Here is a 24428-nt window from a genome sequence, read left to right as displayed (position 1 = left end):
AAATGGATCTGTTCCTTGCAGGAAAGAAGATTCTTGTCACAGGTGCTGGCAAGGGCATGGGGCCGGAAATCTGTCTTTCTTTTGCGGAGGAAGGAGCGGATATTGCGATATTAGGGCGCGATATGGCGCCGCTGAATGATCTGGCGGCAAAAATAGAAGGGCTGGGCGTGCGCGCGCTGGTGTTGTCGTGCGATGTGCTGGACGCCGCGCAGTGCGATGCCGCCGTTTCGGCAACGGTCGAAGCATTCGGCCAGGTGGACGTGCTGGTCAATGTGGCGGGCGGTACCGGCCCGGTGGGAACCACCGCGTGGGACACCACGCCGGAGGCCTTTGACGAGATCGTGCGTCTGAACATGACCGGCTGCTTCAACACCATGCGCGCCGTGCTGCCAGGCATGATCGCGCGCCGCTATGGCAAGATCGTCAATGTCGGCGGCACCTTCGGCTTGCGCGGCCGCGCCGGCCGCATGGCGTATTCGGCTTCCAAGTGGGGACTGCGCGGCATCACCAAGTCCACCGCCATCGAGGCGGGGCCGCACAACATCAACGTCAACATCGTCGCCCCCGGCATGGTGGACGGCCCGCGCTTCCGCACCAAGGTGATGCCCGCCGTGGCCAAGGCCCGCGGCCTGACGGAGGAGGAGGTGATCGCCGAACACGCGGCCGAGTACGCGCTGCGCCGCATCAGCACCGCCCGCGACGTGGCCGCCGCCTGCCTGTTCCTGGCGTCCGACGTTTCCAAGCAGATCACCGGTATCGACCTGCCGGTCGATGGCGGCTGGGCCGTCCTCTGACCCCTCCATACGATTTCGGCATCCGATTTAGGCATCCTCGCGGGAAAAGCATCATGAAGGCAGACATCGTCATCAACGGCGCCACGCTGGTCACGGACAGCGCCCAGTTCCAGGCCTCCATCGCCATCAAGGACGGCGCCATCCTGTCCATCGGCGCCGCTGAATCCATGCCCGAGGCGGCGGAGGTGGTGGACGCTCAGGGCAAGTACGTCCTGCCCGGTGCCATCGACGCCCATGTGCATTTCCGCGACCCCGGCTACACCCACAAGGAAACGTGGGAAACGGGGACGGCCAGCGCCGCCATGGGCGGCGTCACCACGGTGTTCGAGATGCCCAACACCAACCCGCCCACCGGCACGGTGGAGGCATTGAACCTGAAATTGAAGTCCGCCGAGCAAGCCTATGTCGACTTTGGCATTTATGGCCTGCTGGGGGAGGAGAACCTGACGGAACTTGAGGCCTTGATCGAGGGCGGCGTGGCCGGGTTCAAGTGCTTCATGGGCAACACCTTCGGCAACCTGCCGTCGCCGCCCACCGGCGCCATCCTGGAGGGCTTCGAGATCGTGGCCAAGCACGGCTACCGCATCGCCCTGCACGCCGAGAACGCCTCCATCATGGCGCGCCGGTCCAAGAAGCTGCGGGAGGCCGGCCGCTGCGACCCGCTGGCCCACCTGGACGCCCGGCCGCCGGTGGTGGCGACGGAGGCCGTGTCCCGCGCCGCCATCCTGGCGGAGTGGACCGGCGCCCGCATCCACATCCTGCATGTTTCCTCGGGTGACGAGTTGCGCCCCCTGCGGGAGGCCAAGGCGCGTGGCGTGGACATCACGGCGGAGACCTGCCCGCATTACCTGCTGCTGGATGAGCGCGCCTACACCGAAAAGAAGTCGCTGATCCGCGTGAACCCGCCGGTGCGCGAGAAGACGCATCAGGACCAGCTGTGGCGCGCGGTGCAGGACGGCACCATCGACATGATTGCCACCGACCACGCCCCGCACTCGCACGAGGAAAAGCACCGCGACGACATCTGGACGACGGATTGTGGTTTCACCGGCGTGCAGACGCAGATGCCGCTGATGCTGACGCAAGTGGGCGCCGGCCGCCTGTCGCTGACCGACTATGTGCGCATGACCTCGCTCGCCCCGGCCAAGGCCTTTGGCCTCTATCCGCGCAAGGGCGCCCTGCTGCCGGGATCGGATGCCGACTTGGTGATCATCGACATGGAGCGGGAAACCCAGGTGGATTCAGCCAAGCTGAAGTCCAAGGGCTCGAGCACGCCCTTCCACGGCCACGCGGCCAAAGGGGCGCCGGTGCACACCTTGGTTCGCGGTCGCTTCGTCATGCGGGATGGCGCCTTGGTGACGGAGGCCAAGGGCCACGGCCGCAACGTCCGCCGCATCCAGCAGATGCCGACGCCCAAGCCTCGCAACGTCGAGACGACCACGGCGGCCATCGTCAAAAAGAACCGGAAATAGGGGGCGCCAATCTGGCGCTGGCCCGCGACCCCAGCGTTGCGGGTGCCTATAGCCAAACGGCGGGGAGTTGTCGGGGGTGGCGGCAGCACACCTCGACCTTGATGCCCAGCGCTCGGCGTCCTTCTTCTTCTCGAAGGTCTTGGAGACGGGCTTGTGGCCGATGCGACGGACCTTGGCCTGGTAGCCTAGGACTTGGCCTTCGCGATTCTCTCGGGGGGTGAGGGTGATCATAGCGGGCGGGGGCCTCGCAGTGTTCCGCGAGGTGAACTGTCCCGTAACTGTCCCGCAAAGTTCAGCTAAAGCGCTGGAGTTATGGCGTCCCCTAGGGGAGGTTTCGCCGACCGAGGCCCAAGGGATTGATCGCCTTGGTTATTAGGGCGCCAGATTTTGTGGATCGGCGTGTGTCACGACTGTATGCCACATCAGGCACCCATCGCAAGCGCTGCACCGCCGGGCCGAGGGCTCCGGGCGCTGGCAACTCGCCTCAAGCCAAACCATCTCCAAAAATCCAGGTGCGCTTCACGTCCATTCCCCGGCCACCCTTTCCATTCTGCGCTCGCGGTGGTGGGCATCACTTTCCTGGGCATCGGCCTGGACTGTTCGCTCAAGCTGCGGGCGCAGCTTGAGCCGGTGGAAGCGCTGGATGGGGCGGGGCTGGTGGGTTCGTGCTCAACTGGGCGCTGATCTTCTGGGGCCGCGTGCCCAGCCAGACCCAGGGCTTGGTTCGCCTGTTGCTCAGCGCCATCTTCGCGGTCGAGGTGGTGGCTACAATCGTGGCCTTGGGCCTGCCGTTCACCCAGCCCGGCGGTGGTGGTGGCAGCGTCCTGGTGACCGTCTTCACCCTGGCGACCGCCCTCTGCCAGATTTCCACCATCATCTGGCTACTGCGCCACCGCAAGGAATAGCGCGTCACAGCGGGGCGGTCTCTTGCGCCAGGGGGTAGTACAGGGTCACGCGGTTCACGCCGTCCTCGTTGCGGAAGCGGGCGTCGCTGAAGCAGTGGCGCACCAGGGAAAAGCCGCGGCCGGACAGGGCCATGACGTCGCTCATGTCGCCCGCCCGCTCGAACGCCGACTGGGTGTCGGACGGCATGGGCAGGCCGTTGTCTTCGACCTCCACCACCAGCTGGCCTTCCCGAATGTCCGCCTTCAGGGTGACGTGCCCGTCGGGCAGGCCGCCGGCGGCGTATTTGATGGCGTTGTTCACCACCTCCGCGAGGCCGATTTCCAGCAGGATCCAGTCCGCCTGGATGGCCTGGCCGGCCGCATCGACCAGCAATTGGGTGAGGAAGCCGACATCCTCCAGGCGACTCCGGATCGAGACGTGCAGGATCGATCCGGCGTCCATGGAGGCTGGCTCACTGGGCAGGGGTGGCGAGAGCGGTGGCGACGTCGGGGTATATGGCGAAGACGCGATCCATACGAGTCAGCGAGAACATGGTCTTGACCGATGGCTGCAGGCCGCAGATGCCCGGGCGGCCCGGCAGTTTCAGGTGCTTGACGATGGAAATGAGGGCACCCAGGCCGCTGGAGTCGATGAACGACACGCCCGTCATGTCGATCAGCACCGGCCCCGGCGACAGTTCCTGCGCCAGGAAGGTATCCTTGAACCGAACGGCGATTGCGGCGTCCAGGCGGCCGGCGTCGATGGTCAGGACGTTGGTACCGTTTGCTTGCGTGATGGTAAGCATGCTGCTCCGACCTCAACTATGAATTTCAAATGCCAGTACGCTTACATCATCGTCGAAACCAGTACCGCCACGCCAGGCGTAAAGGGCCTCACGCACTGCGTCGCTGACCTGGTCGATGGGCAGCTCCCGTACTTCATCCAGCAATTTATGCAGGCGCGCCTCGCCGTAGAACTCCCCGTCAGGGGAGGCGCATTCCGTCACGCCGTCGGAATGCAGCACCACTCGAGTGCCGGGTGCCAGCGACACGATGGTGTCATCGTAGTCCATGCCGTCCAGCAGCCCCACGGGGAATCCGCCGGAGCCCACGGCGTGGGGTGCCCCGTTCCGCGGCACCACCACCGGGTGGGGGTGGCCGGCCTGGCAGAAACGCAGCTGACCGGTGTCCTGGTCCAGCACGCCGCAGATCATGGTGAAGTGGTCCACGATCTCGCTGTCGGGCACGAAGCGGCGGTTGAGTTCCGACACGACGGAGTGGGGCGCGTGCGGCCGGCCGTGGTGCTGGCGCCCGTCACCGTTGACGAAGGCGTCGGCGTTCAGCAGGCGGTTCAGCGTCACCGACATCAGGGCGGCGCGGGCGCCGTGGCCCGCGACGTCCACCATGTAAAAGCCGATGGAGCCGTCCGGCAGCTCGAAGAAATTGTACATGTCGCCGGAGATGTCGGCCGATGGCACCAGGCAGGAGGCGAAATGCGCCCGCCCCATGGTCTTCAGCGGTTCCGGCAGCAGGCGGCGCTGGGCGCGGGCGGCGGCGTCCATATCCTCCTGCAGCTTGGTGTAGGTTTCCGTCAGCCGTTCATTAGTCCGCGTCAGCAGCTCATTGTTCTGCATCAGGCGGCTTTGCAGGGCCAGCAGGCGCTTGGTCACCCCCAGCCGGGCTGACAGCATGGCCGGGTTGAAGGGCTTGCTGAGGAAATCGTCCGCCCCTGCCTCCATCGCCGCCAGGAAGTCCGCCTGCCGCTGACGCGCGGTCAGCAGCAGGACGTGGATGTATTTGGGCATATGCAGCGCCCGGATCTGGCGGCAGAACTCGACGCCGTCCATGAACGGCATCTCCCAGTCGCTGATCACCAGGTCGATGCGCGGGGCGTTGCGGATGATGGACAACCCTTCCGCCCCGTCGCTGGCCTGCAGAACCTCGAAGCCCTGGGCCATGGTGATGACGCTGACCAGGTCCCGCATGACCGGATCGTCGTCGACGATAAGCACGCGTGGTGTTTCTGGCATCTCTCAGTCCGATGTGGTCAGAACCCGGTGTGGATGGTCGTGTCGTGGTGGACGGTGGTGTCCACCGTCGATGACCCGCTGAAGGGATCGGCCACGGCGCTGTCCAGCCCCGAAGACGAGGTAGAGCTGTCAAAGGTGGTGTCCAGGCCCGTGCTCAAGGTTGTACTGAGTGCCGTCAACGTGTCTCCCACCGTGCCCACCGTGTGGCTGAGGTCGAAGTGACCCAACGCCATGTGCGCGCCGCCCTGGTCGTACAGGTCGATGCTGATGGCCCGCGTGCCGTTGTCGGCGCCGGCGTTCAGGTTCAAGGCCTGAAGGACGGACTGGTAGGTGCTGGCATCGGCGTCGCCGGCGAGCGTCAGGCTATGGTGCACGCTGTCGAAGCCGCCGCCAACCACCTCGATATTGGTACTGGCGATCATGGTGCGGCCGTCCGCCGTCGTGTCCAGTTGCAGGCCGGCCAGCGACAGGCTGTCGCCCGTGTGGAAGGCCAGCGGGTCCAGTGACACGATGGCGTGCGAGACCGTCTGGCCGCTGACCGCCGACAGGCTGAGGCCGGAGGCGAGCAGCCCGTCGGTCGCCAGGTTATGGCTATCAGCCACCGCCACGTGCAGCAGGCTGGTGGTGCTGGCCGTGTTGCCGTTGGCCTCCTGCGCCGTGGCCGTCACGGTCAGGGCCAGCGTGCCCGTCTCGGTGCCCGAGGGCACCAGCGACACATGCGCCAGGTCGGACGACTGCAGCGTCCAGGTGCCGTCATGGTTGTCCGTCCCCGCCGTCAGCATGGCGCCCACGGGCAGGCCGCCCACGGTGACATGCAGGTTTTCCGACCCGTCCGTATCCACCAGGGCAGACTGGATGTTCAGGGCGATGGGGCCGTTGTTGCTGCCGCTGGTGTCCGTCGTCTGCAGGGTAGGGGCGTCGGCCACCGCCATGACGGCGATGTGGACGTCGCCGCTGGTGGTGGAGATGACGCCGGCCCCGGTGGTGGCGGTGGCCGCGACGTGCGCCGTGATGGCGCTGGCGTCATTGTGACCCGGGGTCAGGGTCAGGCCCGCCAGGTCGTCGGTGGTCAGCGTCCAGCTGCCGTCGGCGTTGTGGGTGCCGTGGTTCAGCACGGCGTCGCTGGCCAGGCCGGTGACCGTCACCGACACATGGCCGTTGGCGTCCAGGTTGTCGGTCGATACGCCCAGGGTCAGGGCCACCGCCGTATCCTCCGTCGTCGCCGTATCCAGGGCCGCCAGATGGACGCCGGCGGCGGCCGGGGTCACATGCAGGGTGACGGTGCTGGTGGTGTCCGCCGCGCTGCCCGTGCTGGTTTCCAGCGCGTGGGCCGTGACCGTCAGGTTCACGTCACTGGTCACGGTGCTGGGCAGGGTGACCTTCAGGCCGGCCAGCTGTGCCGCCGTCAGGATCCAAGTGCCATCGCCGTTGTTCAGGCCCGCCGACAGCACCGCACCCGTGGGCACGTTGCCGATGGTGACGGACAGGCGCTCCGACCCGTCGGTGTCGACCAACGCCCCGGCGATGTTCAGGGCCGTGGCCGCCCCGGCCGTCACCGCCACCGGCGTGGTGGGCAGGGTCAGGGTGGGGGCGTCGGCCACCGCCGTGACCGTCAGGGCCAGGGTGCCGGTGGTGGTAGCCGTGGCCGCCGTGCCGTCCTGCGCCGTGGCGCTGACCGTCAGGTTCAGCGTGCCGCTGTAGCCGGTGGGCGGCGTCACCGTCAGGCCGGTGAGGTCAGCAGTGGTCAGGGAATAGACCCCGCCGCCCAGGCTGGTGCCATGGTTCAGGGTGGCGCCGGCGGGCAGGCCCGATACCAGGATGGTGGTGAAGTGTTCCGACCCGTCGGTATCGCCCAGGGCCGCGCCGACATGCAGGGCGATCGGCGTATGCTCCGCTCCCGTCGACGGCGTGATGGTCAGTATGGGCTGCTGCGTAACCGGGGTGACGGTCACCGACAGGCTCTTCGACGTGCTGGTGTAGTTGCCCTCCAACTCCGAGGAGATGGCCACCACCTGCAGGTTCAGCGTGCCGCTGTAGTTGGTGGGCGGGGTGAGGGTCAGGTTGGCCACTTCCGACGCCTTCAGGTCCCAGTCGCCGGTCAGGGCGTTATAGTGACCTGCGCTGAGGGTGGCGCCGGCCGGCAAGCCCTTGATGGCATAGGACAGGGTTTCCGACCCGTCGGTGTCCGTCAGCGCCCCGGTAATGGTCAGCGGGATGCTATGGTTCTCCGTCACGCTGGCGGAGCCGGTAACGGTGAGGGTGGGGGCGTCGGCCACGGCGTCGACCCGCACGTTCAGCAGGCCGATCTGGGTGGTGATGCCCAGCACCTTGACCGAAAGGCCCAGCTGGAAGTCGCTGGCATCATTGGTGGGCGGGGTGATCTTCAAGGTGCTCAGCAGGCCGCTGGCCACCGTCCAGGTACCGTCGCTGTTCTTCGTGCCGCCCGACAGGGTGGCGCCGGCAGGTACGCCAGCGATGGTGACGCTGGCCGCCCCCAGCAGGTTCAGGCTGACCAGGCTGGTGCCCAGGGTGATGGCCGTGTCCTCCAACCCGTGTACGGGGGTCAGCAGCAGGCCGGTCAGCGCCCCCACCACTTCAGAGGCCACCGTGACCGCCAGCGGCTGGGTGGCGGAGACGGCGACGGAACCGTTCGCGTCGCGCGCCACTTCCGTCACCGTCAGGTTCATGGTGCCGCTGTAGCTGATGGGCGGGGTGACGGTCAGACCGGTGATCTGGCTGGGCAGCACCGTCCAGGTGCCGTCGCCGTTGTTGATGCCGGCGGACAGGTGGGCGCCGTTGGGAACGCCGCCGATGATGTAGGACTGCTGCTGCGTCCCCACCGTGTCCAGCAGCGAGCCCACGACGTTGAGGCCCAGCGCGGTGTGGTACAGCCCACTGACGGCCGAGGTGACGACCGAGCCGACATTGGCCACGGCCGCGACCTGCACGCCCAGGGTGCCGCCCACCGTTTCCGCCTGTGCGCCGACGCCGACACCGTAGGAGACGTTGAGGTTGAAACTGCCGCTGTAGCTGGAGGGCGTGGTGATGGTCAGCCCCGTCAGCTGAGAAGGCGTCAGCAGATAACTGCCGTCCAGCTGCAGGATGCCGTGATTCAGTGAGGCGCCGGCGGGCAGGCCGCTGACAACGACGGAGTTGAGGTCGCTCACCGACGCGGCGGCGGACAGCCCCGTGGTGAGGTCCAGCGCCGTGGCCGTCCCCTGCACCCCCACGGCCGCACCCAAGCTGACCGAGACGTCGCTGTGCAGCAGGTTGGGCACGCCCAAGGACCCAAGAACGGTGACGCCCAGGGTGCCGCTGACGCTGGCCGTGCTGCCGCTACCGGTCTCCGTGGCGATGGCGTTGACGGTCAGGTTCAGCATGCCGCTGTAGTTGTGCGGCGGAGTCAGCGTCAGACCAGACAGGTCGCTGGGTGACAGCGACCATACCGTTGTGCCGTTGGCTAGGACGGCCGTTAATTGGCCGTGGTTCAGCGTGCCGCCGGCCGGGACGCCCGATACGGTGACCGACAGCTGCTCCGACCCGTCGGTGTCGCCCAGGACCGGGGCCACTACCAGGGGAATGGTGGCGTTGGCTACGCCCAGGGCCGGGGTCATTACCAGGGTGGGTGTATCGGCCACGCCGGCCACCGTCACCGGCAGGATCAGGCTGGTGGCGGCGTCGTTCAGGTTGCTGGTCTCGGTCCCGTGCGCCGTGACCGTGAGGTTGAAGGTGCCGCTGTAGTTGGTAGGCGGCGTCACCGTCAGGCCGGACAGCTGGGCCGGGGTGAGGAGGTAGCTGCCGTCCAGTTGCAGTATGCCGTGGTTCAGCGTGGCGCCCAGCGGCAGGCCGCTGACGACGATGCTCATGACCTCTGACCCGTCGGTGTCGGTCAGGCTACCCATGATGGTCAGCGGGACGGCGCGGTCCTCCAGTCCGTTGGCGGGCAGGACGGCCAGGTGGGGCGTGTCGGCCACGGCTGTGACTGTCACCGGCAGGACGGCGCTGGTGGTGCTCTCCACCGAGCCCAGGGCCGCGTGAGCGGTGACGCCCAGGCTGAGCGTGCCGCTGTAGTTGGTTGGCGGGGTCAAGGTCAGGCCGGACAGCTGGGCGCCGGTCAGGGTCCAGCTGCCATCGGCGTTGTGGATGCCGGCGGAAAGGGTGGCGCCCGCCGGCACGCCGGTCAGGGTGACGGACAGCGTCTCACCCGCCACCGACGCCACCAGGGAGGTGGCGATGGTCAGGGCGACGGGACGATCCTCCAGTCCCACGGCGGCGGCGACCGCCAGGGTGGGCGCCTGGGTCGTGGCCAGCACGGTGACCGACAGGCTGCCGGTGGCATCGGCACTGGTGCCATTGACTGAAGTGTGGGCGTCGACCGACAGGGTCAGGGTACCGGTGTAGTTGGCGGGCGGAGTGATGGTCAGCCCCGCCAGCTGCGCCGGGGTCAGCAGGTAGCTGCCGTCCAGTTGCAGGACGCCGTGGTTAAGCGTGGCGCCCAGGGGCAGGCCGCTGATGGTCACTGCCAGGGTCTCGCCCGTGATCGCCTCCGGCAGGCTGGTGGCCAGGTTCAGGCTGATGGGCTGGTTCTCCAGGCCCAGCGACGTGCCCAGGTTCAGATTGGGCACATCGGCCACCGGCAGGACGGTGACGCCCATGCTGGCGCTGGCCGCTGCGTCGGTGCCGTTCAGACCGGCGTGGGCGGTGACGGCCAGGTTCAAGGTGCCGTGGTAGTTGGCGGGCGGGGTCAGGGTCAGGCCGGACAGTTGCGCGCCGGTCAGGGTCCAGCTGCCATCGGCGTTGTGGGTGCCGGCCGACAGGGTGGCGCCGGCGGGCACGCCGGTGACGACCACGGACAGCGTCTCGCCCACCACGGGGGCCAGCAGGCCGGCCCCCAGGGTCAGGGCGATGGCGTGGTTCTCCAGGCCCAGGGCGGGAAGGACGGTCACGGTCGGAATGTCGGCCACCTGCAGGACATTCACCGCCAGGTTGGCGCTGGCCGTGGCGTCGGTGCCGTTCAGGCCGGCATGGGCGGTGACAGTCAGGTTCAGGGTGCCGTGGTAGTTGGCGGGCGGGGTCAGGGTCAGGCCGGATAGTTGGGCGCTGGTCAGGGTCCAGCTGCCATCGGCGTTGTGGGTGCCGGCCGACAGGGTAGCGCCGACGGGCACGCCGGTGACGACCACGGATAGCGTCTCGCCCACCACGGGGGCGGCCAGGCCGGCGGTCAGGCTCAGGGCCACGGGCTGGTTCTCCAGGCCCACGGCCGGCAGGGTGACCAGGGTCGGGATGTCCGCCACCTGCAGCACGGTGACGGCTACGGTGGCGCTGGCTGTGGCGTCGGTGCCGTTGAGGCCGGCATGCGCCGTGACGCCCAGGTTCAGGGTGCCGTGATAATTGGCCGGCGGCGTGATGCTGAGGCCCGTCAGTTGGGCGCCGGTCAAGGTCCAGGTGCCGTCGGCGTTGTGGGTACCGGCGGACAGGGTGGCGCCCACCGGCACGCCGGTGACGACCACGGACAGCGTCTCGCCCACCACGGGGGTGGCGAGGCCGGCGGTCAGGCTGAGGGCCACCGGCTGGTTCTCCAGGCCCACGGCCGGCAAGGTGACCAGGGTCGGGATATCCGCCACCTGCAGGACGTTGACCGACAGGTGCGCGCTGGCCGCGGCGTCGGTGCCGTTCAGGCCGGCGTGGGCGGTGACGGTCAGGTCCAGGGTGCCGTGGTAGTTGGCCGGTGGCGTCAGGGTCAGGCCGGTCAACTGGGCGCCGGTCAGGGTCCAGCTGCCATCGGCGTTATGGGTGCCGGCGGACAGCGTCGCGCCCACGGGCACGCCGGTGACGACCACGGACAGCGTCTCCCCCGCCACGGGCGCGGCCAGGCCGGCGGTCAGGCTGAGGGCCACAGGCTGGTTCTCCAGCCCCACGGCCGGCAGCACCGCCAGGGTGGGAACGTCGGCGATCTGCAGGATGTTGACGGCCACGTTGGCGCTGGCCACCGCGTCGGTGCCGTTCAGGCTGGCATGGGCGGCGACGGTCAGGTTCAAGGTGCCGTGATAGTCGTGCGGCGGGGTGATGCTGAGGCCCGTCAGTTGGGCGGCCGTAAGGGTCCAGGTGCCGTCGCTGTTGTGCGTGCCGGCGGACAGCGTGGCGCCCACGGGCACGCCGCTGATCACCACCGACAGGGCCTCTCCCACCACTGGGGTGGCGAGGCCGGCGGTGATATTGAGGGCCACCGGCTGGTTCTCCAGGCCCACCACGGGCAGGGTCACCAGGTTGGGGACGTCGGCCACGGGCAGGACGGTGACGGCCAGGTTGGCGCTGGCCGTGGCGTCCGTGCCGTTCAGGCCGGCGTGGGCCGTGACGGTCAGGTTCAGGCTGCCGCTGTAGTCGTGCGGCGGGGTCAGGGTCAGGCCGGTCAGCTGGGCCCCGGTCAGGGTCCAGGTGCCGTCGGCGTTGTGGGTGCCGGCGGATAGGGTGGCGCCCAGGGGCAGGCCGCTGACGACCACGGACAGGCTCTCGCCCGCCACCGGGGCGGCAAGGCCGGCGGTGAGGTTCAGCGCCACAGGCTGGTTTTCCAGCCCGACGGCCGGCAGGACGGCCACGGTCGGGATGTCCGCCACCTGCAGCACATTGACCGACAGGTGGGCGCTGGCCACGGCGTCCGTACCGTTCAGGCCGGCGTGGGCGGTGACGGTCAGGTCCAGGGTGCCGTGGTAGTTGGCTGGCGGGGTCAGGGTCAGGCCGGTCAGCTGGGCCCCGGTCACCGTCCAGGTGCCGTCATGGTTGTTGGTGCCGGCCGACAGGGTGGCGCCGGCGGGCACGCCGCTGACCACCACCGACAGCGTCTCTCCCACCACGGGGCTAACCAACCCGGCGGAAATGTTGAGCGACACCGGCTGGCTTTCAAGGCCCGCCACGGGCAGGACCACCAGGGTGGGTATGGTCGCCACCGGCAGCACGGTGACGGCCAGGTTGGCGCTGATCGCCGCGTCCGTGCCGTTGATGTCGGCGTGGGCGGTGATGCCCAGGGTCAGGCTGCCGGTGTAGTCGGCGGGCGGGGTGAGGGTCAGGCCGGTCAGCTGGCCCCCGGTCAGGGTCCAGGTGCCGTCGCTGTTGTGGGTACCGGCGGACAGGGTGGCGCCAACCGGCACGCCGCTGACGACGACGGACAGGGTTTCGCCCAGGGCCGGGGCCACCAAGCCGGCGCCGATGGTCAGGGCGATGGGCTGGTTCTCCAGCCCCACCGTGGGCAGCACCGCCAGGGTGGGGATGTCGGCCACGGGTAGCACCGTGACGGTCAGGTTTGCGCTCGCCGTCGCTTCCGTGCCGTTCAGGTCGGCGTGGGCGGTCACGGTCAGGTTCAGGGTGCCGTTGTAGTCATGCGGCGGAGTGACGGTCAGGCCCGTCAACTGGGCGCTGGTCAGGGTCCAGGTGCCGTCGCCGTTATGCGTGCCGGCGGACAGGGTGGCGCCGGCGGGCAGGCCGCCCACCACCACGGACAGGGTTTCCCCCGCCAGCGGGGTGGGCAGGCCGGCGGCGATGGTGAGGGCGATGGGCTGGTCTTCCAGGCCGACCACCGGCAGGGCCACCAGGTTGGGCACCTCGGCCACCGGCAGCACCGTCACCGCCAGGTTGGCGCTGACCGAGGCCTGGGCCCCCGCCAGGTCGGCATGGGCGGTGACGCCCAGGGTGATGGTGCCGTGGTAGTCGGCGGGTGGGGTCAGGGTCAGGCCGGTCAGTTGGGCGCCGGTCAGCGTCCAGGTGCCGTCGGCGTTATGGGTGCCGGCGGACAGGGTGGCGCCCACGGGCACGCCGGTGACGACGACCGATAGGGTTTCCCCTACCGCCGGCGTGGCGATGCCGGCGGTGATGGTCAGGGCGATGGGGTGATCCTCCAGCCCCACCACCGGCAGGACCGCCAGGTTGGGAATGTCGGCCACCGGCAGCACCGTCACCGACAGGCTGGCGTTGGTGGTGGCCTCGACACCGGCCAGGGTGGCATGGGCGGTGATGCCCAGGCTGAGCGTGCCGTGATAGTCGGCGGGCGGGGTCAGGGTGATGCCGGACAGCTGGGCGCCGGTCAGGGTCCAGGTGCCGTCGTGGTTGTCGGTACCGGCGGACAGGGTGGCGCCCACCGGCACGCCGCTGACGGTGACGGTCAGCGTCTCACCTGGCGCCGGGGCCGCGATGCCGGCGGCGATGTTCAGGGCGATGGGCTGATGCTCCAGCCCTACCACGGGCAGGACGGCCAGGTTGGGCACGTCGGCCACGGGCACGACGGTGACGGCCAGGCTGGCGCCCACCGACGCCTCCGTCCCGTTCAGGTCGGCATGGGCGGTGACGGTCAGGTTCAGGGTGCCGTGATAGTCGTGCGGCGGTGTCAGGGTCAGGCCGGTCAGCTGTGCCCCGGTCAGTGTCCAGGTGCCGTCATGGTTGTCGGTGCCGGCCGACAGCGTGGCGCCGGCCGGCAGGCCGCCAACCACCACGGACAGGGTCTCTCCCACCGCCGGTGTGGCGATGCCGGCGGTGATGGTCAGGGCGATGGGCTGGTCTTCCAGCCCCACCACCGGCAGGACCACCAGGTTGGGCACGTCGGCCACGGGCAGGACGGTGACGGCCACGGTGGCGCTGGCCGTCGCTTCCGTGCCGTTGACATCGGCGTGGGCGGTGACGGCCAGGCTCAGGGTGCCGTGGTAATCGGCGGGCGGTGTGAGGGTCAGGCCGGTCAACTGGGCCGTGGTCAGGGTCCAGGTGCCGTCATGATTGTCTGTGCCGGCGGACAGCGTGGCGCCCGCCGGCATGCCGGCAATGGTGACGCTCAGCGTTTCCCCCGCCACTGGGGCCACCAGGCCGGCGGCGATGGTGAGGGCGACGGGCTGGTCTTCCAGACCCACCACGGGCAGGACCGCCAGGTTGGGGATGTCTGCCACGGGCAGGACGGTGACGGCGACGGTGGCGCTGGCGGTCGCCTCGGTGCCGTTCACGTCGGCGTGGGCGGTGACGGACAGGTTCAGCGTGCCATGGTAATCGGCGGGCGGGGTGAGGGTCAGGCCGGTCAACTGGGCCGTGGTCAGGGTCCAGGTGCCGTCATGATTATCGGTACCGGCCGACAGCGTGGCGCCGGCCGGCAGGCCGCTGATGGTGACACTCAACGTTTCCCCCGCCACCGGGGCGGTCAGGCCGGCGGCAATGGTCAGGGCGATGGGCTGGTCTTCCAGGCCCACCACGGGCAGGGCCACCAGGTTGGGGATATCCGCCACCGGCAGCACCGTGACAGCCAGCCCGATATTGGCCGAGGCTTCCGTGCCGTTGACGTCGGCGTGGGCTGTCACGGCCAGGTTCAGGGTGCCGCTGTAGTCGGCCGGCGGGGTCAGGGTCAGCCCAGTCAGCTGAGCCCCGGTCAACGTCCAGGTGCCGTCGTGGTTATCTGTGCCGGCGGACAGGGTCGCGCCCGCCGGCACGCCGCTGACCACCACAGACAGGGTCTCGCCCGCCGCCGGACTTGCCAATCCGGCGGTGATGTTCAGGGCGATGGGCTGATCCTCCAGGCCCACCACGGGCAAGGTCACCAAGTTCGGAATATCCGCGACAGGCAGCACGGTCACCGCCAGGTTGGCGCTGGCGGTCGCCTCCGTGCCGTTGACGTCGGCGTGGGCGGTGACGGTCAGGTTCAGGGTGCCGTTGTAGTCGGCGGGCGGGGTGACGGTCAGGCCGCTCAACTGCACCCCGGTCAGGGTCCAGGTGCCGTCATGGTTGTCCGTGCCGGCCGACAGGATGGCGCCGGCGGGCAGGCCGGCCACGGTGACCGTCAGGCTTTCACCCACCGACACCGGCGCCGTCAGGCTGGCGGCGATGTTCAGGGCGATGGGCTGGTCCTCCAGCCCCACCGTGGGCAGCACCACCAGGTTGGGGATGTCGGCCACGGGCAGCACCGTGACCGCCAAATTGGCGCTGGCCGTGGCGTCCGTCCCGTTCAGGTCGGCATGGGCGGTGACGGTCAGGTTCAGGCTGCCATGGTAATCGGCGGGTGGTGTCAGGGTGACACCGGTCAGCTGGGCGCTGGTGAGCGTCCAGGTGCCGTCGTGATTGTCGGTGCCGGCGGACAGGCTGGCACCGGCGGGCAGGCCGGCGACGGTGACGCTCAGCGTCTCCCCCGCCGACACCGGGGCCGCCAGGCCGGCGGTGATGGTCAGGGCGATGGGATGGTCTTCCAGCCCCACCACGGGCAGGACCGCCAGGTTGGGGATATCGGCCACCGGCAACACGGTGACGGCGACAGTGGCGCTGATGGCGGCGTCCGTGCCGTTCACGTCGGCATGCGCCGTGACGCCCAGGGTCAGGGTGCCGTGATAGTCGGCAGGCGGAGTCAGGGTTAGGCCCGTCAGTTGGGCACCCGTCAGGGTCCAGGTGCCGTCGTGGTTGTCGGTACCGGCGGACAGGACGGCGCCGGCCGGCAGGCCGCTCACCGTGACGGTCAGCGTCTCACCCGCCGCAGGGGTCGCCAGGCTGGCGCCGATGGTCAGGGCGATGGGCTGGTCTTCCAGGCCGACGGCCGGCAGGACCACCAGGTTGGGGATGTCAGCCACCGGCAGGACGGTGACGGTCAGGCCGGTGCTCACCGAGGCCGCGGTGCCGTTCACGTCGGCATGCGCCGTGACGCCCAGGGTGATGGTGCCATTGTAGTCGGCGGGCGGGGTGATGGTCAGGCCGGTCAGCTGCACGCCGGTCAGGGTCCAGGTGCCGTCATGGTTATCGGTGCCGGCCGAGAGGACGGCGCCGGTGGGCACGCCGCTGACCACCACCGACAGGGCTTCGCCCGCCACCGGCGCGGCCAGGCCGGCACTGATGTTGAGCGCGATGGGCTGGTCTTCCAGGCCCACCACGGGCAAGGCCACCAGGTTGGGCACGTCGGCGACGGGCAGCACGGTGACGGCGATGGCGGCGTTGGCCGTGGCCTCCGTCCCATTGACGTCGGCGTGGGCGGTGACGGTCAGGTTCAGGGTGCCGCTGTAGTCGGCGGGCGGGGTAATGGTCAGGCCCGTCAGCTGCGCGGCTGTCAGGGTCCAGGTTCCATCATGGTTGTCGGTGCCGGCCGACAGGCTGGCGCCCACCGGCACGCCACCCACCACCACCGACAGGGTTTCGCCCGCCACGGGGGTCGCCAGGCTGGCGCCGATGCTCAGGGCGATGGGCTGGTCCTCCAGCCCCACGGCCGGCAGGGCCACCAGGTTGGGGATATCCGCCACAGGCAGGACGGTAACCGACAGGCTGCCGCTGACCGTTGCCTCGGTGCCGTTCACGTCGGCATGGGCGGTGACGGTCAGGTTCAGGGTGCCGTTATAATCGGCCGGTGGGGTGAGGGTCAGGCCGGTGAGCTGGACACCGGTCAGGGTCCAGGTGCCATCATGGTTGTCGGTGCCGGCCGACAGGACGGCGCCGGTGGGCACGCCGCTGACCACCACCGACAGGGTTTCCCCCGCCGCGGGCGTGGTGAGGCCGGCGCCAATGTTCAGGGCGATGGGCTGGTCTTCCAGTCCGACCGCCGGCAACACCACCAGGTTGGGGATGTCCGCCACCGGCAGGACGGTGACGGCGACGGCGGCATTGGCCGTGGCCTCCGTCCCGTTCACGTCGGCATGGGCGGTGACGGTCAGGTTCAGGGTGCCGCTATAGTCGGCGGGCGGGGTGATAGTCAGGCCGGTCAGCTGGACACCGGTCAGGGTCCAGGTGCCGTCGTGGTTGTCGGTGCCGGCGGACAGGGTGGCGCCCACCGGCACGCCGCCCACCACCACCGACAGGGTTTCCCCCGCAGCCGGCGTCGTCAGCCCGGCGGCGATGGTCAGGGCGATGGGCTGGTCCTCCAGCCCCACGGCCGGCAGGGCCACCACGTTAGGGACATCCGCCACAGGCAGGACGGTGACCGCCAGACCACCGCTGACCGTTGCCTCGGTGCCGTTCACGTCGGCATGGGCGGTGACGGTCAGGTTCAGGGTGCCGCTGTAATCGGCGGGCGGGGTGAGTGTCAGGCCGGACAGCTGTGCCCCGGTCAGTGTCCAGGTGCCGTCATGGTTGTCGGTGCCGGCCGACAGGGTGGCGCCCACAGGTACGCCGCTCACCACGACGGACAGGGTCTCCCCCGTCGCCGGCGTCGCCAGGCCCGCGCCGATGGTGAGGGCGATGGGTTGGTCTTCCAGGCCCACCGCCGGCAGGACCACGAGGTTCGGCACGTCGGCCACGGGCAGGACGGTGATGGCCACGGTGGCGCTGGCCGTGGCCTCCGTGCCGTTGACGTCGGCGTGGGCGGTGACGGTCAGGTTCAGCGCGCCGCTGTAATCGGCGGGTGGGGTGATGGTCAGGCCGGTCAGCTGGACGCCGGTCAGGGTCCAGGTACCGTCATGATTGTCCGTACCGGCGGATAGGGTGGCGCCCACGGGCACGCCGCTGATGACAACGGACAGGGTTTCCCCCGCCGCCGGAGACGCCAGGCCGGCGGCGATGGTCAGGGCGATGGGCTGGTCCTCCAGCCCCACGGTGGGCAGCACCACCAGGTTGGGCACGTCGGCCACCGGCAGCACGCTGACCGACACACTGCCCGTCGTGTCGGCGGTGGTGCCGTTGGCGTCGGCATGCGCCGTCACGGTCAGGGTGACGGTCCCGTTGTAGTCCGCCGGCGGCGTCAGGGTCAGGCCCGTCAGCTGGGCGGTGGTCAAGGTCCAGGTGCCGTCGTGGTTGTCGGTGCCGGCGGATAGGGTGGCGCCGGCGGGCACGCCCGCGATGGTGATGGACAGGGTCTCGCCATCGGCCGGGGTATGCAGCCCGGCGGCGATGGTCAGGGCGATGGGCTGGTCCTCCAGGCCCACCGCCGGCAGCGTCACCAGGCTGGGGGCGTCGGCCACCGGCAGGACGGTGACCGACAGGCTGCCGCTGGCGTCGGCGCTGGTGCCGTTGACCTCGGCATGGGCGGTGACGGTCAGGGTGACGGTGCCGTTGTAATCGGCCGGCGGCGTCAGGGTCAGGCCGGTCAACTGGGCGGTGGTCAGGGTCCAGGTGCCGTCGTGGTTGTCGGTACCGGCGGACAGGGTGGCGCCGACCGGCACACCGGCGATGGTGACGGACAGGGTCTCACCCGCCGCGGGGGCCGCCAAGCCGGCGGCGATGCTCAGGGCGATGGGCTGATCTTCCAGCCCGACGGCAGGCAGGACGGCCAGGCTGGGCATATCGGCCACGGGCGTGACGGTAACGGCCAGGCTGGCACTGGTGGTGGCTTCCAGGCCGCCCACGTCGGCATGGGCGGTGACGTTCAGGGCCAGGGTGCCGTTGTAGTCGGCGGGCGGCGTCAAGGTCAGGCCCGTCAGCTGTGCCGCGGTCAGTGTCCAAGTGCCGTCATGGTTGTCGGTGCCGGCGGACAGGGTGGCGCCGGCCGGCAGGCCGCTGATGGTGACGTGCAGCGTCTCCCCGGCCACCGGGGCGGTCAGGCCGGCCGCCAGCGTCAGGGCGATGGGCTGGTCCTCCAGGCCCACGGCGGGCAGGACCACCAGGCTGGGCGCCTCGATGCTGGCACCGGCACCGATGGAGACATCCACGGGCGCCACGGTGACCGCCAGGCTGGCACTGGTGGTGGCCTCCAGGCCGCCCACCTCGGCGTGGGCGGTGACGGACAGGGTCAGCGTGCCGCTGTAATCGGCGGGCGGGGTGATGGTCAGGCCGGTCAGCTGGACGCCGGTCAGGGTCCAGGTGCCGTCGTGGTTGTCGGTACCAGCGGACAGGGTGGCGCCCACGGGAACGCCGGCGATGGTTACGCTCAGCGTCTCGCCATCGGCTGGCGCCACCAAGCCGGCGGCGATGGTGAGGGCGATGGGCTGGTCCTCCAGCCCGATGGCGGGCAGGACCGCCAGGGTGGGGGCGTCGGCCACCGGCAGGACGGTGACCGTCAGGCTGCCGCTGGTCGTGGTCTCCACCCCCGCCACCTCGGCATGGGCGGTGACGCTCAGGGCCAGGGTGCCATTGAAATCGGCCGGTGGTGTCAGGGTCAGGCCGGTGAGCTGGACGCCGGTCAGTGTCCAGGTGCCGTCGTGGTTGTCGGTGCCGGCGGACAAGATGGCGCCCACAGGAACGCCGGCAATGGTGACGCTCAGCGTCTCACCGGCGGCGGGGGCCACCAGGCCGGCACCGATGGTGAGGGCGATGGGCTGGTCCTCCAGCCCGATGGCGGGCAGGACCGCCAGGGTGGGGGCGTCGGCCACGGGGGTGACGGTGACGGCCAGGTTGGCGCTGGTGGTGGCCTCCACCCCCGCCAGCTCGGCATGCGCGGTGACGCCCAGGGTCAGGGTGCCGCTGTAGTCGGCGGGTGGGGTGATGGTCAGGCCCGTGAGCTGCACGGCCGTCAGGGTCCAGGTGCCGTCACCGTTGTCGGTGCCGGCGGACAGGGTGGCGCCGGCCGGCAGGCCGCTGATGGTGACGCTCAACGTCTCCCCCGCCAGCGGGTTGGGCAGGTTGGTGGCGATGGTGAGGGCGATGGGCTGGTCTTCCAGGCCGATGGCCGGCAGCAGGGTCAGGCCCGGGGCGTCGATGCCCACGCCGACATGCACGGTGTCGGGGTCGACCGTCACCGCCAGGGTGCCGGTGGTATCGGCGCTGGTGCCACCCACCTCGGCATGGGCTGTGACGGACAGGGTCAGCGTGCCGCTGTAATCGGCCGGCGGCGTCAGGGTCAGGCCCGTCAGCTGGCCGGCGCTCAGTGTCCAGGTGCCGTCGTGGTTGTCCACGCCCGCCGACAGGTGGGCGCCCGCCGGTACACCGGCCACTGTCACCGACAGTGTCTCACCCTGTGCCGGATCGACCAGGCTGGCGGAGATGCTCAACGCGATGGGTTGGTCCTCATGCCCCACCGACGCCTGCAGGCTCAACACCGGCGCATCCGCCACGGGCGCCACCGTGATGGACAGGGTGCCCGTGGTGTCGGCAGTGGTGCCATTGACCGCAGCCTCCGCCGTGACGGACAGCGTCAAGGTGCCGCTGTAGTCGGCCGGCGGAGTGATGGTGAGGCCGGTGAGCTGGGCGCCGGTCAGGGTCCAGGTGCCGTCGCCGTTGTCGGTGCCGGCGGACAGGGTGGCGCCGGCGGGGACACCGGCGATGGTGACGGACAAAGTCTCGCCATCGGCCGGAGCGTGCAAGCCGGCAGCGATGGTAAGGGCGATGGGCTGATCCTCCAGGCCCACGGCGGGCAGGATCGCCAGGGTGGGGGCATCGGCCACCGGGGCGACGGTGACGGCCAGGCTGCCGGTGGTGTCGGCGCTGGTGCCGCCCACTTCGGCATGGGCGGTGACGGACAGGTTCAGCGTGCCGCTGTAGTCGGCCGGCGGAGTGATGGTGAGGCCGGTGAGCTGGGCGCCGGTCAGGGTCCAGGTGCCGTCGCCGTTGTCAGTGCCGGCAGACAGGGTGGCGCCGGCGGGGACACCGGCGATGGTGACGGACAGGGTCTCGCCATCCGCCGGGGCATGCAGCCCGGCGGCGATGGTCAGGGCGATGGGCTGATCCTCCAGGCCAACGGCGGGCAGGATCGTCAGGGTGGGGGCGTCGGCCACGGGGGCGACGGTGACGGCCAGACTGCCGGCGGCACTGATATCCGTGCCGTCCAGCGTGGCATGAGCTGTCACACCCAAATTCAGGGTGCCGCTGTAGTCAGTCGGGGGGGTGAGGGTCAGGCCCACCAATTGATCGCCGGTCAGCGTCCAGGTGCCGTCATGGTTATCAATGCCGGCGGACAGGGTGGCGCCGGCCGGAACACCATCGATGGTGACGCTAACGGTTCCGGAAGCACCTGAGGCGGGCAAGCCGACGGAGATGGAAACGCCGATGGAGTGATCTTCCAGGCCAAGTGCAGGTGACAGCGTCAGGCTGATGGAGGCACCTGTACCTGGATCGGTGTGTCCACCGGTGCCAGGATCGGTCGTCCCACCGGAACCCGTGCCGGTGCCGGGATCAGTGCCGCCGGTTCCGGTTGAGGGATCGGTGGGGGTGGAACCGGAGCCCGTGCCACCGCCGACGGTGGTGGGGTCGGTCGCGCCGGAGCCGGTGTTGCCACCGCCAGCCTCGACGCCGCCGGAGCCCGTTCCAGTGGTCGGATCAGTGCCGTGGTCGGTACCGCCGGTCCCGGTTGAGGGATCGGTGGGCGTGGCGCCCGTGCCACCGCTGCCGGTGGTGGGGTCGGTTGAGCCGGTACCGGGGTTGCCGCCGCCGGCCTCGACCCCGCCGGAGCCCGTGCCGGTGGTCGGGTCAGTGCCGTGGCCGGTGCCGCCAGTCCCGGTTGAGGGATCTGTGGGCGTGGTGCCGGTGCCACCGCTGCCGGTGGTGGGGTCAGTCGCGCCGGAGCCGGTGTTGCCACCGCCCGCCTCGACCCCGCCGGAGCCCGTGCCGGTGGTCGGGTCAGTGCCGTGGTCGGTGCCGCCGGTTCCGGTCGAGGGATCGGTGGGGGAGGTGTCCGTGCCGCCGCTGCCGGTGGTGGGGTCTGTCGTACCGGTGCCGGTGTTGCCACCGCCGGCCTCGACCCCGCCGGAGCCTGTGCTGGTGGTCGGGTCAGTGCCGTGGCCGGTGCCGCCGGTTCCGGTCCCGGTTGACGGATCGGTGGGCGTGGCGCCCGTGCCACCGCTGCCGGTGGTGGGGTCTGTCGTGCCGGAGCCGGTGTTGCCGCCGCCGGCCTCGACCCTGCCGGAACCTATGCCGGTGGTCGGGCCAGTGCCGTGGTCGGTGCCGCCGGTTCCGGTCCCGGTTGAGGGATCGGTGGGCGTGGTGCCGGTGCCACCGCCGCCGGTGGTGGGGCTGGTCGAGCCGGTGCCGGTGTTGCCACCGCCAACCTCGACGCCGCCGGAGCCTATGCCGGTGGTCGGATCAGTGCCGTGGTCGGTGCCGCCGGTTCCGGTTCCGGTGGACGGATCGGTGGGGGTGGTGCCCGTGCCGCCGCCGGTGGTGGGGCTGGTCGAACCGGAGCCGGTGTTGCCACCGCCGGCCTCGACACCGCCGGAACCTGTGCCGGTGGTCGGGTCAGTACCGTGGTCGGTGGCGCCAGTCCCGGTTGAGGGATCTGTGGGCGTGGTGCCGGTGCCACCGCTGCCGGTGGTGGGGTCGGTTGAGCCGGTACCGGTGTTGCCGCCGCCAGCCTCGACACCGCCGGAGCCCGTGCCGGTGGTTGGATCGGTGCCGTGGTCGGTGCCGCCGGTTCCGGTCCCGGTCGAGGGATCGGTGGGCGAGGTTCCCGTGCCACCGCTGCCGGTGGTGGGGTTGGTCGAGCCGGTACCGGTGTTGCCGCCGCCAGCCTGGGTGCCACCGGAGCCCGTGCCGGTGGTCGGGTCAGTGCCGTGGTCGGCGCCGCCCGAGCCGGTCCCGGTTGAGGGATCGGTGGGCGAGGTTCCCGTGCCACCGCTGCCGGTGGTGGGGTTGGTCGTTCCGGTGCCGGTGTTGCCACCGCCAGCCTGGGTGCCGCCAGAGCCTGTGCCGGTGGTCGGGTCAGTGCCGTGGTCGGCGCCGCCCGTGCCGGTTCCGGTTGAGGGACCGGTGGGCGAGGTTCCCGTGCCACCGCTGCCGGTGGTGGGGTTGGTCGAGCCGGTGCCGGTGTTGCCACCGCCAGCCTGGGTGCCGCCGGAGCCTGTGCCGGTGGTCGGGTCAGTGCCGTGGTCGGCGCCGCCCGTGCCGGTTCCGGTTGAGGGATCGGTGGGCGAGGTTCCCGTGCCACCGCTGCCGGTGGTGGGGTTGGTCGAGCCGGTGCCGGTGTTGCCACCGCCAGCCTGGGTGCCGCCGGAGCCGGTGCCTGTGGTCGGGTCGGTGCCGTGATCGGTGCCACCAGAACCGGTCCCGGTGGAGGGATCGGTGGGCGTGGCGCCCGTGCCACCGCCACCGGTGGTGGGGTCGGTTGAGCCGGTGCCCGTGTTGCCACCGCCGGCCTCAACGCCGCCGGAACCCGTGCCGGTGGTCGGATCGGCGCCGTGGTCGGTGCCGCCGGTTCCGGTCCCGGTTGAGGGATCGGTGGGGGAGGTTCCGTTGCCGCTGCCAGTGGTGGGGTTGGTCGAGCCGGAGCCGGTGTTGCCGCCGCCAGCCTCGACACCGCTGGAGCCCGTGCCTGTGGTCGGATCAGTGCTGTGGTCGGTGCCGCCCGATCCAGTCCCGGTTGAGGGATCGGTGGGGGTGGTGCCCGTGCCACCGCTGCCGGTGGTGGGGTCTGTCGAGCCGGTGCCCGTGTTGCCGCCGCCAGCTTGGGTGCCGCCGGTTCCGGTACTGCCGGTTCCGGCCTGGGTGCCCGTGCCCGTGTTCGTGCCGGTGGACGGTGTGGTGGTGTTGCCAGTCGAGGCGTCGCTGGCGGTGCCGGTATGATCCGTGCCGCCGGTGCTGGTGCCGCCGGTGGTCGTGCCCCCGCTGGTTGTGCCGGCGTCGGTGCCGGATGAGGCGGTGCCGCCGGTGGAGGACGAGCCCGACGACGTTCCAGGGGACGTGCCGCCCGTGGACGGGGTGGTCGTGGTCGCCGTGCCAGTCCCGGTGCCGACACCGGTATTCGTGCCCGTGTTGGTCGCCGTGGTGCTGGTGTTCGTGTTGGTGCTGTCCAGCGCGGTCTGCTGGGTATTGGTCTGGCTGGACGGGGCGGCCACGGCGGGGGCGGATTCGGCGTGGACCGGGGTGGCAGTCGAGGGCAGGACGGTGGCGCGGGCCTGGGCCGGGGCTGCCGTGGAGGAGGTCAGGGCCGGCGCCGTGCCGCCGCTGCCCACCGGGTCGCCGCGGGTATCGCCGCCGCCGAGGAAGGACGTGCCGCCACCGCTGCTGGTGCCGCCGCTGGAGATCAGGTCGGTGGTGTTCTCTTGCAGCGACGGCGCCGTGCTGGACAGGGCCGCCGTCTCCGTGACGTTGTTGGCGTAGGCGCCGGTGGCCGGCGCCTGGACGGTGCTGGCGCCGCCTTCCAGCTGGCTGCCGTTATGGACGGAACTGAGGTAACCGCTTTCAGAGCGTGGGTCCCGCGCCGTGTCGGCGCCCGGCCGTTCCAGCGCCTTCAATGGCCGGCTGTTCTGCTGCGTGGCGGCTTGGTCGCGAAGGGCTTGGGTCTTGGCGTTCGACGACGACTTGTCGCTCTGCTGAGCCATGGCGGTGTTCCCGTCATAAGGGGGGCCGGAATGAGACGGGTGCCGGGCACCCGCTCGCGGTCGTTGAGGCGGAGAAAGCGGGGCGGTCGCGGGGGCGGCGGTGTCGAGGCCGCTCCCGGATCCGCTGTCAGGC

The 24428-nt window shown here is 70.3% G+C and carries 7 protein-coding genes; 3 read left to right on the top strand and 4 right to left on the bottom strand.

The window, feature by feature from the left end; genetic code table 11:
- Window positions 1-2: 2 nt before the first annotated feature.
- The 3 genes from P5F91_RS03740 to P5F91_RS03730 all read left to right on the top strand — a co-directional run bounded on the left by P5F91_RS03740 (window position 3) and on the right by P5F91_RS03730 (window position 3171).
- A complete protein-coding gene (locus tag P5F91_RS03740) occupies window positions 3-794 on the top strand; it encodes an SDR family NAD(P)-dependent oxidoreductase (protein ID WP_277906546.1) in 792 nt (263 codons plus the stop codon).
- Window positions 795-847: 53 nt separating this feature from the next.
- Window positions 848-2266 (top strand): allantoinase AllB, encoded by a 1419-nt coding sequence (gene allB, locus P5F91_RS03735; protein WP_145612182.1) that lies wholly within the window; start codon window positions 848-850, stop codon window positions 2264-2266.
- Between the two features lie 665 nt (window positions 2267-2931).
- Window positions 2932-3171 carry a hypothetical protein gene (locus tag P5F91_RS03730; protein WP_145613767.1) on the top strand — a complete coding sequence of 80 codons (240 nt, stop codon included), beginning with the start codon at window positions 2932-2934 and terminating at the stop codon, window positions 3169-3171.
- Window positions 3172-3175: 4 nt separating this feature from the next.
- Here the strand turns inward: P5F91_RS03730 and P5F91_RS03725 are convergent, their stop codons facing one another.
- Genes P5F91_RS03725 through P5F91_RS03710 form a run of 4 tightly spaced genes read right to left on the bottom strand, consistent with a single transcriptional unit; the run spans window position 3176 to window position 24295 of the window.
- A complete protein-coding gene (locus P5F91_RS03725) occupies window positions 3176-3613 on the bottom strand; it encodes an ATP-binding protein (RefSeq protein ID WP_145613768.1) in 438 nt (145 codons plus the stop codon).
- Between the two features lie 10 nt (window positions 3614-3623).
- Complete coding sequence (locus tag P5F91_RS03720; protein WP_145613769.1) at window positions 3624-3956, bottom strand: STAS domain-containing protein; 333 nt, start codon at window positions 3954-3956, stop codon at window positions 3624-3626.
- 12 nt (window positions 3957-3968) lie between these two features.
- Complete coding sequence (locus P5F91_RS03715; RefSeq protein WP_186455025.1) at window positions 3969-5162, bottom strand: PP2C family protein-serine/threonine phosphatase; 1194 nt, start codon at window positions 5160-5162, stop codon at window positions 3969-3971.
- Window positions 5163-5197: 35 nt separating this feature from the next.
- Window positions 5198-24295 (bottom strand): Ig-like domain-containing protein, encoded by a 19098-nt coding sequence (locus tag P5F91_RS03710; RefSeq protein ID WP_277906545.1) that lies wholly within the window; start codon window positions 24293-24295, stop codon window positions 5198-5200.
- Between the last annotated feature and the right edge of the window lie 133 nt (window positions 24296-24428).

It is taken from the genome of Nitrospirillum amazonense, assembly GCF_029594735.1.
GTDB classification, from domain to species: domain Bacteria; phylum Pseudomonadota; class Alphaproteobacteria; order Azospirillales; family Azospirillaceae; genus Nitrospirillum; species Nitrospirillum amazonense.
Note: the sequence above shows the minus strand (reverse complement) of the source record. Positions and strands in the feature narration are given on the sequence as shown.

Bases quoted from the DNA above. Each gene is read 5' to 3' on its own strand.
- P5F91_RS03740 (WP_277906546.1), top strand. From the start codon at position 3: ATGGATCTGTTCCTTGCAGGAAAGAAGATTCTTGTCACAGGTGCTGGC.
- allB (WP_145612182.1), top strand. From the start codon at position 848: ATGAAGGCAGACATCGTCATCAACGGCGCCACGCTGGTCACGGACAGC.
- P5F91_RS03725 (WP_145613768.1), bottom strand. From the start codon at position 3,613: ATGGACGCCGGATCGATCCTGCACGTCTCGATCCGGAGTCGCCTGGAG.
- P5F91_RS03720 (WP_145613769.1), bottom strand. From the start codon at position 3,956: ATGCTTACCATCACGCAAGCAAACGGTACCAACGTCCTGACCATCGAC.
- P5F91_RS03710 (WP_277906545.1), bottom strand. From the start codon at position 24,295: ATGGCTCAGCAGAGCGACAAGTCGTCGTCGAACGCCAAGACCCAAGCC.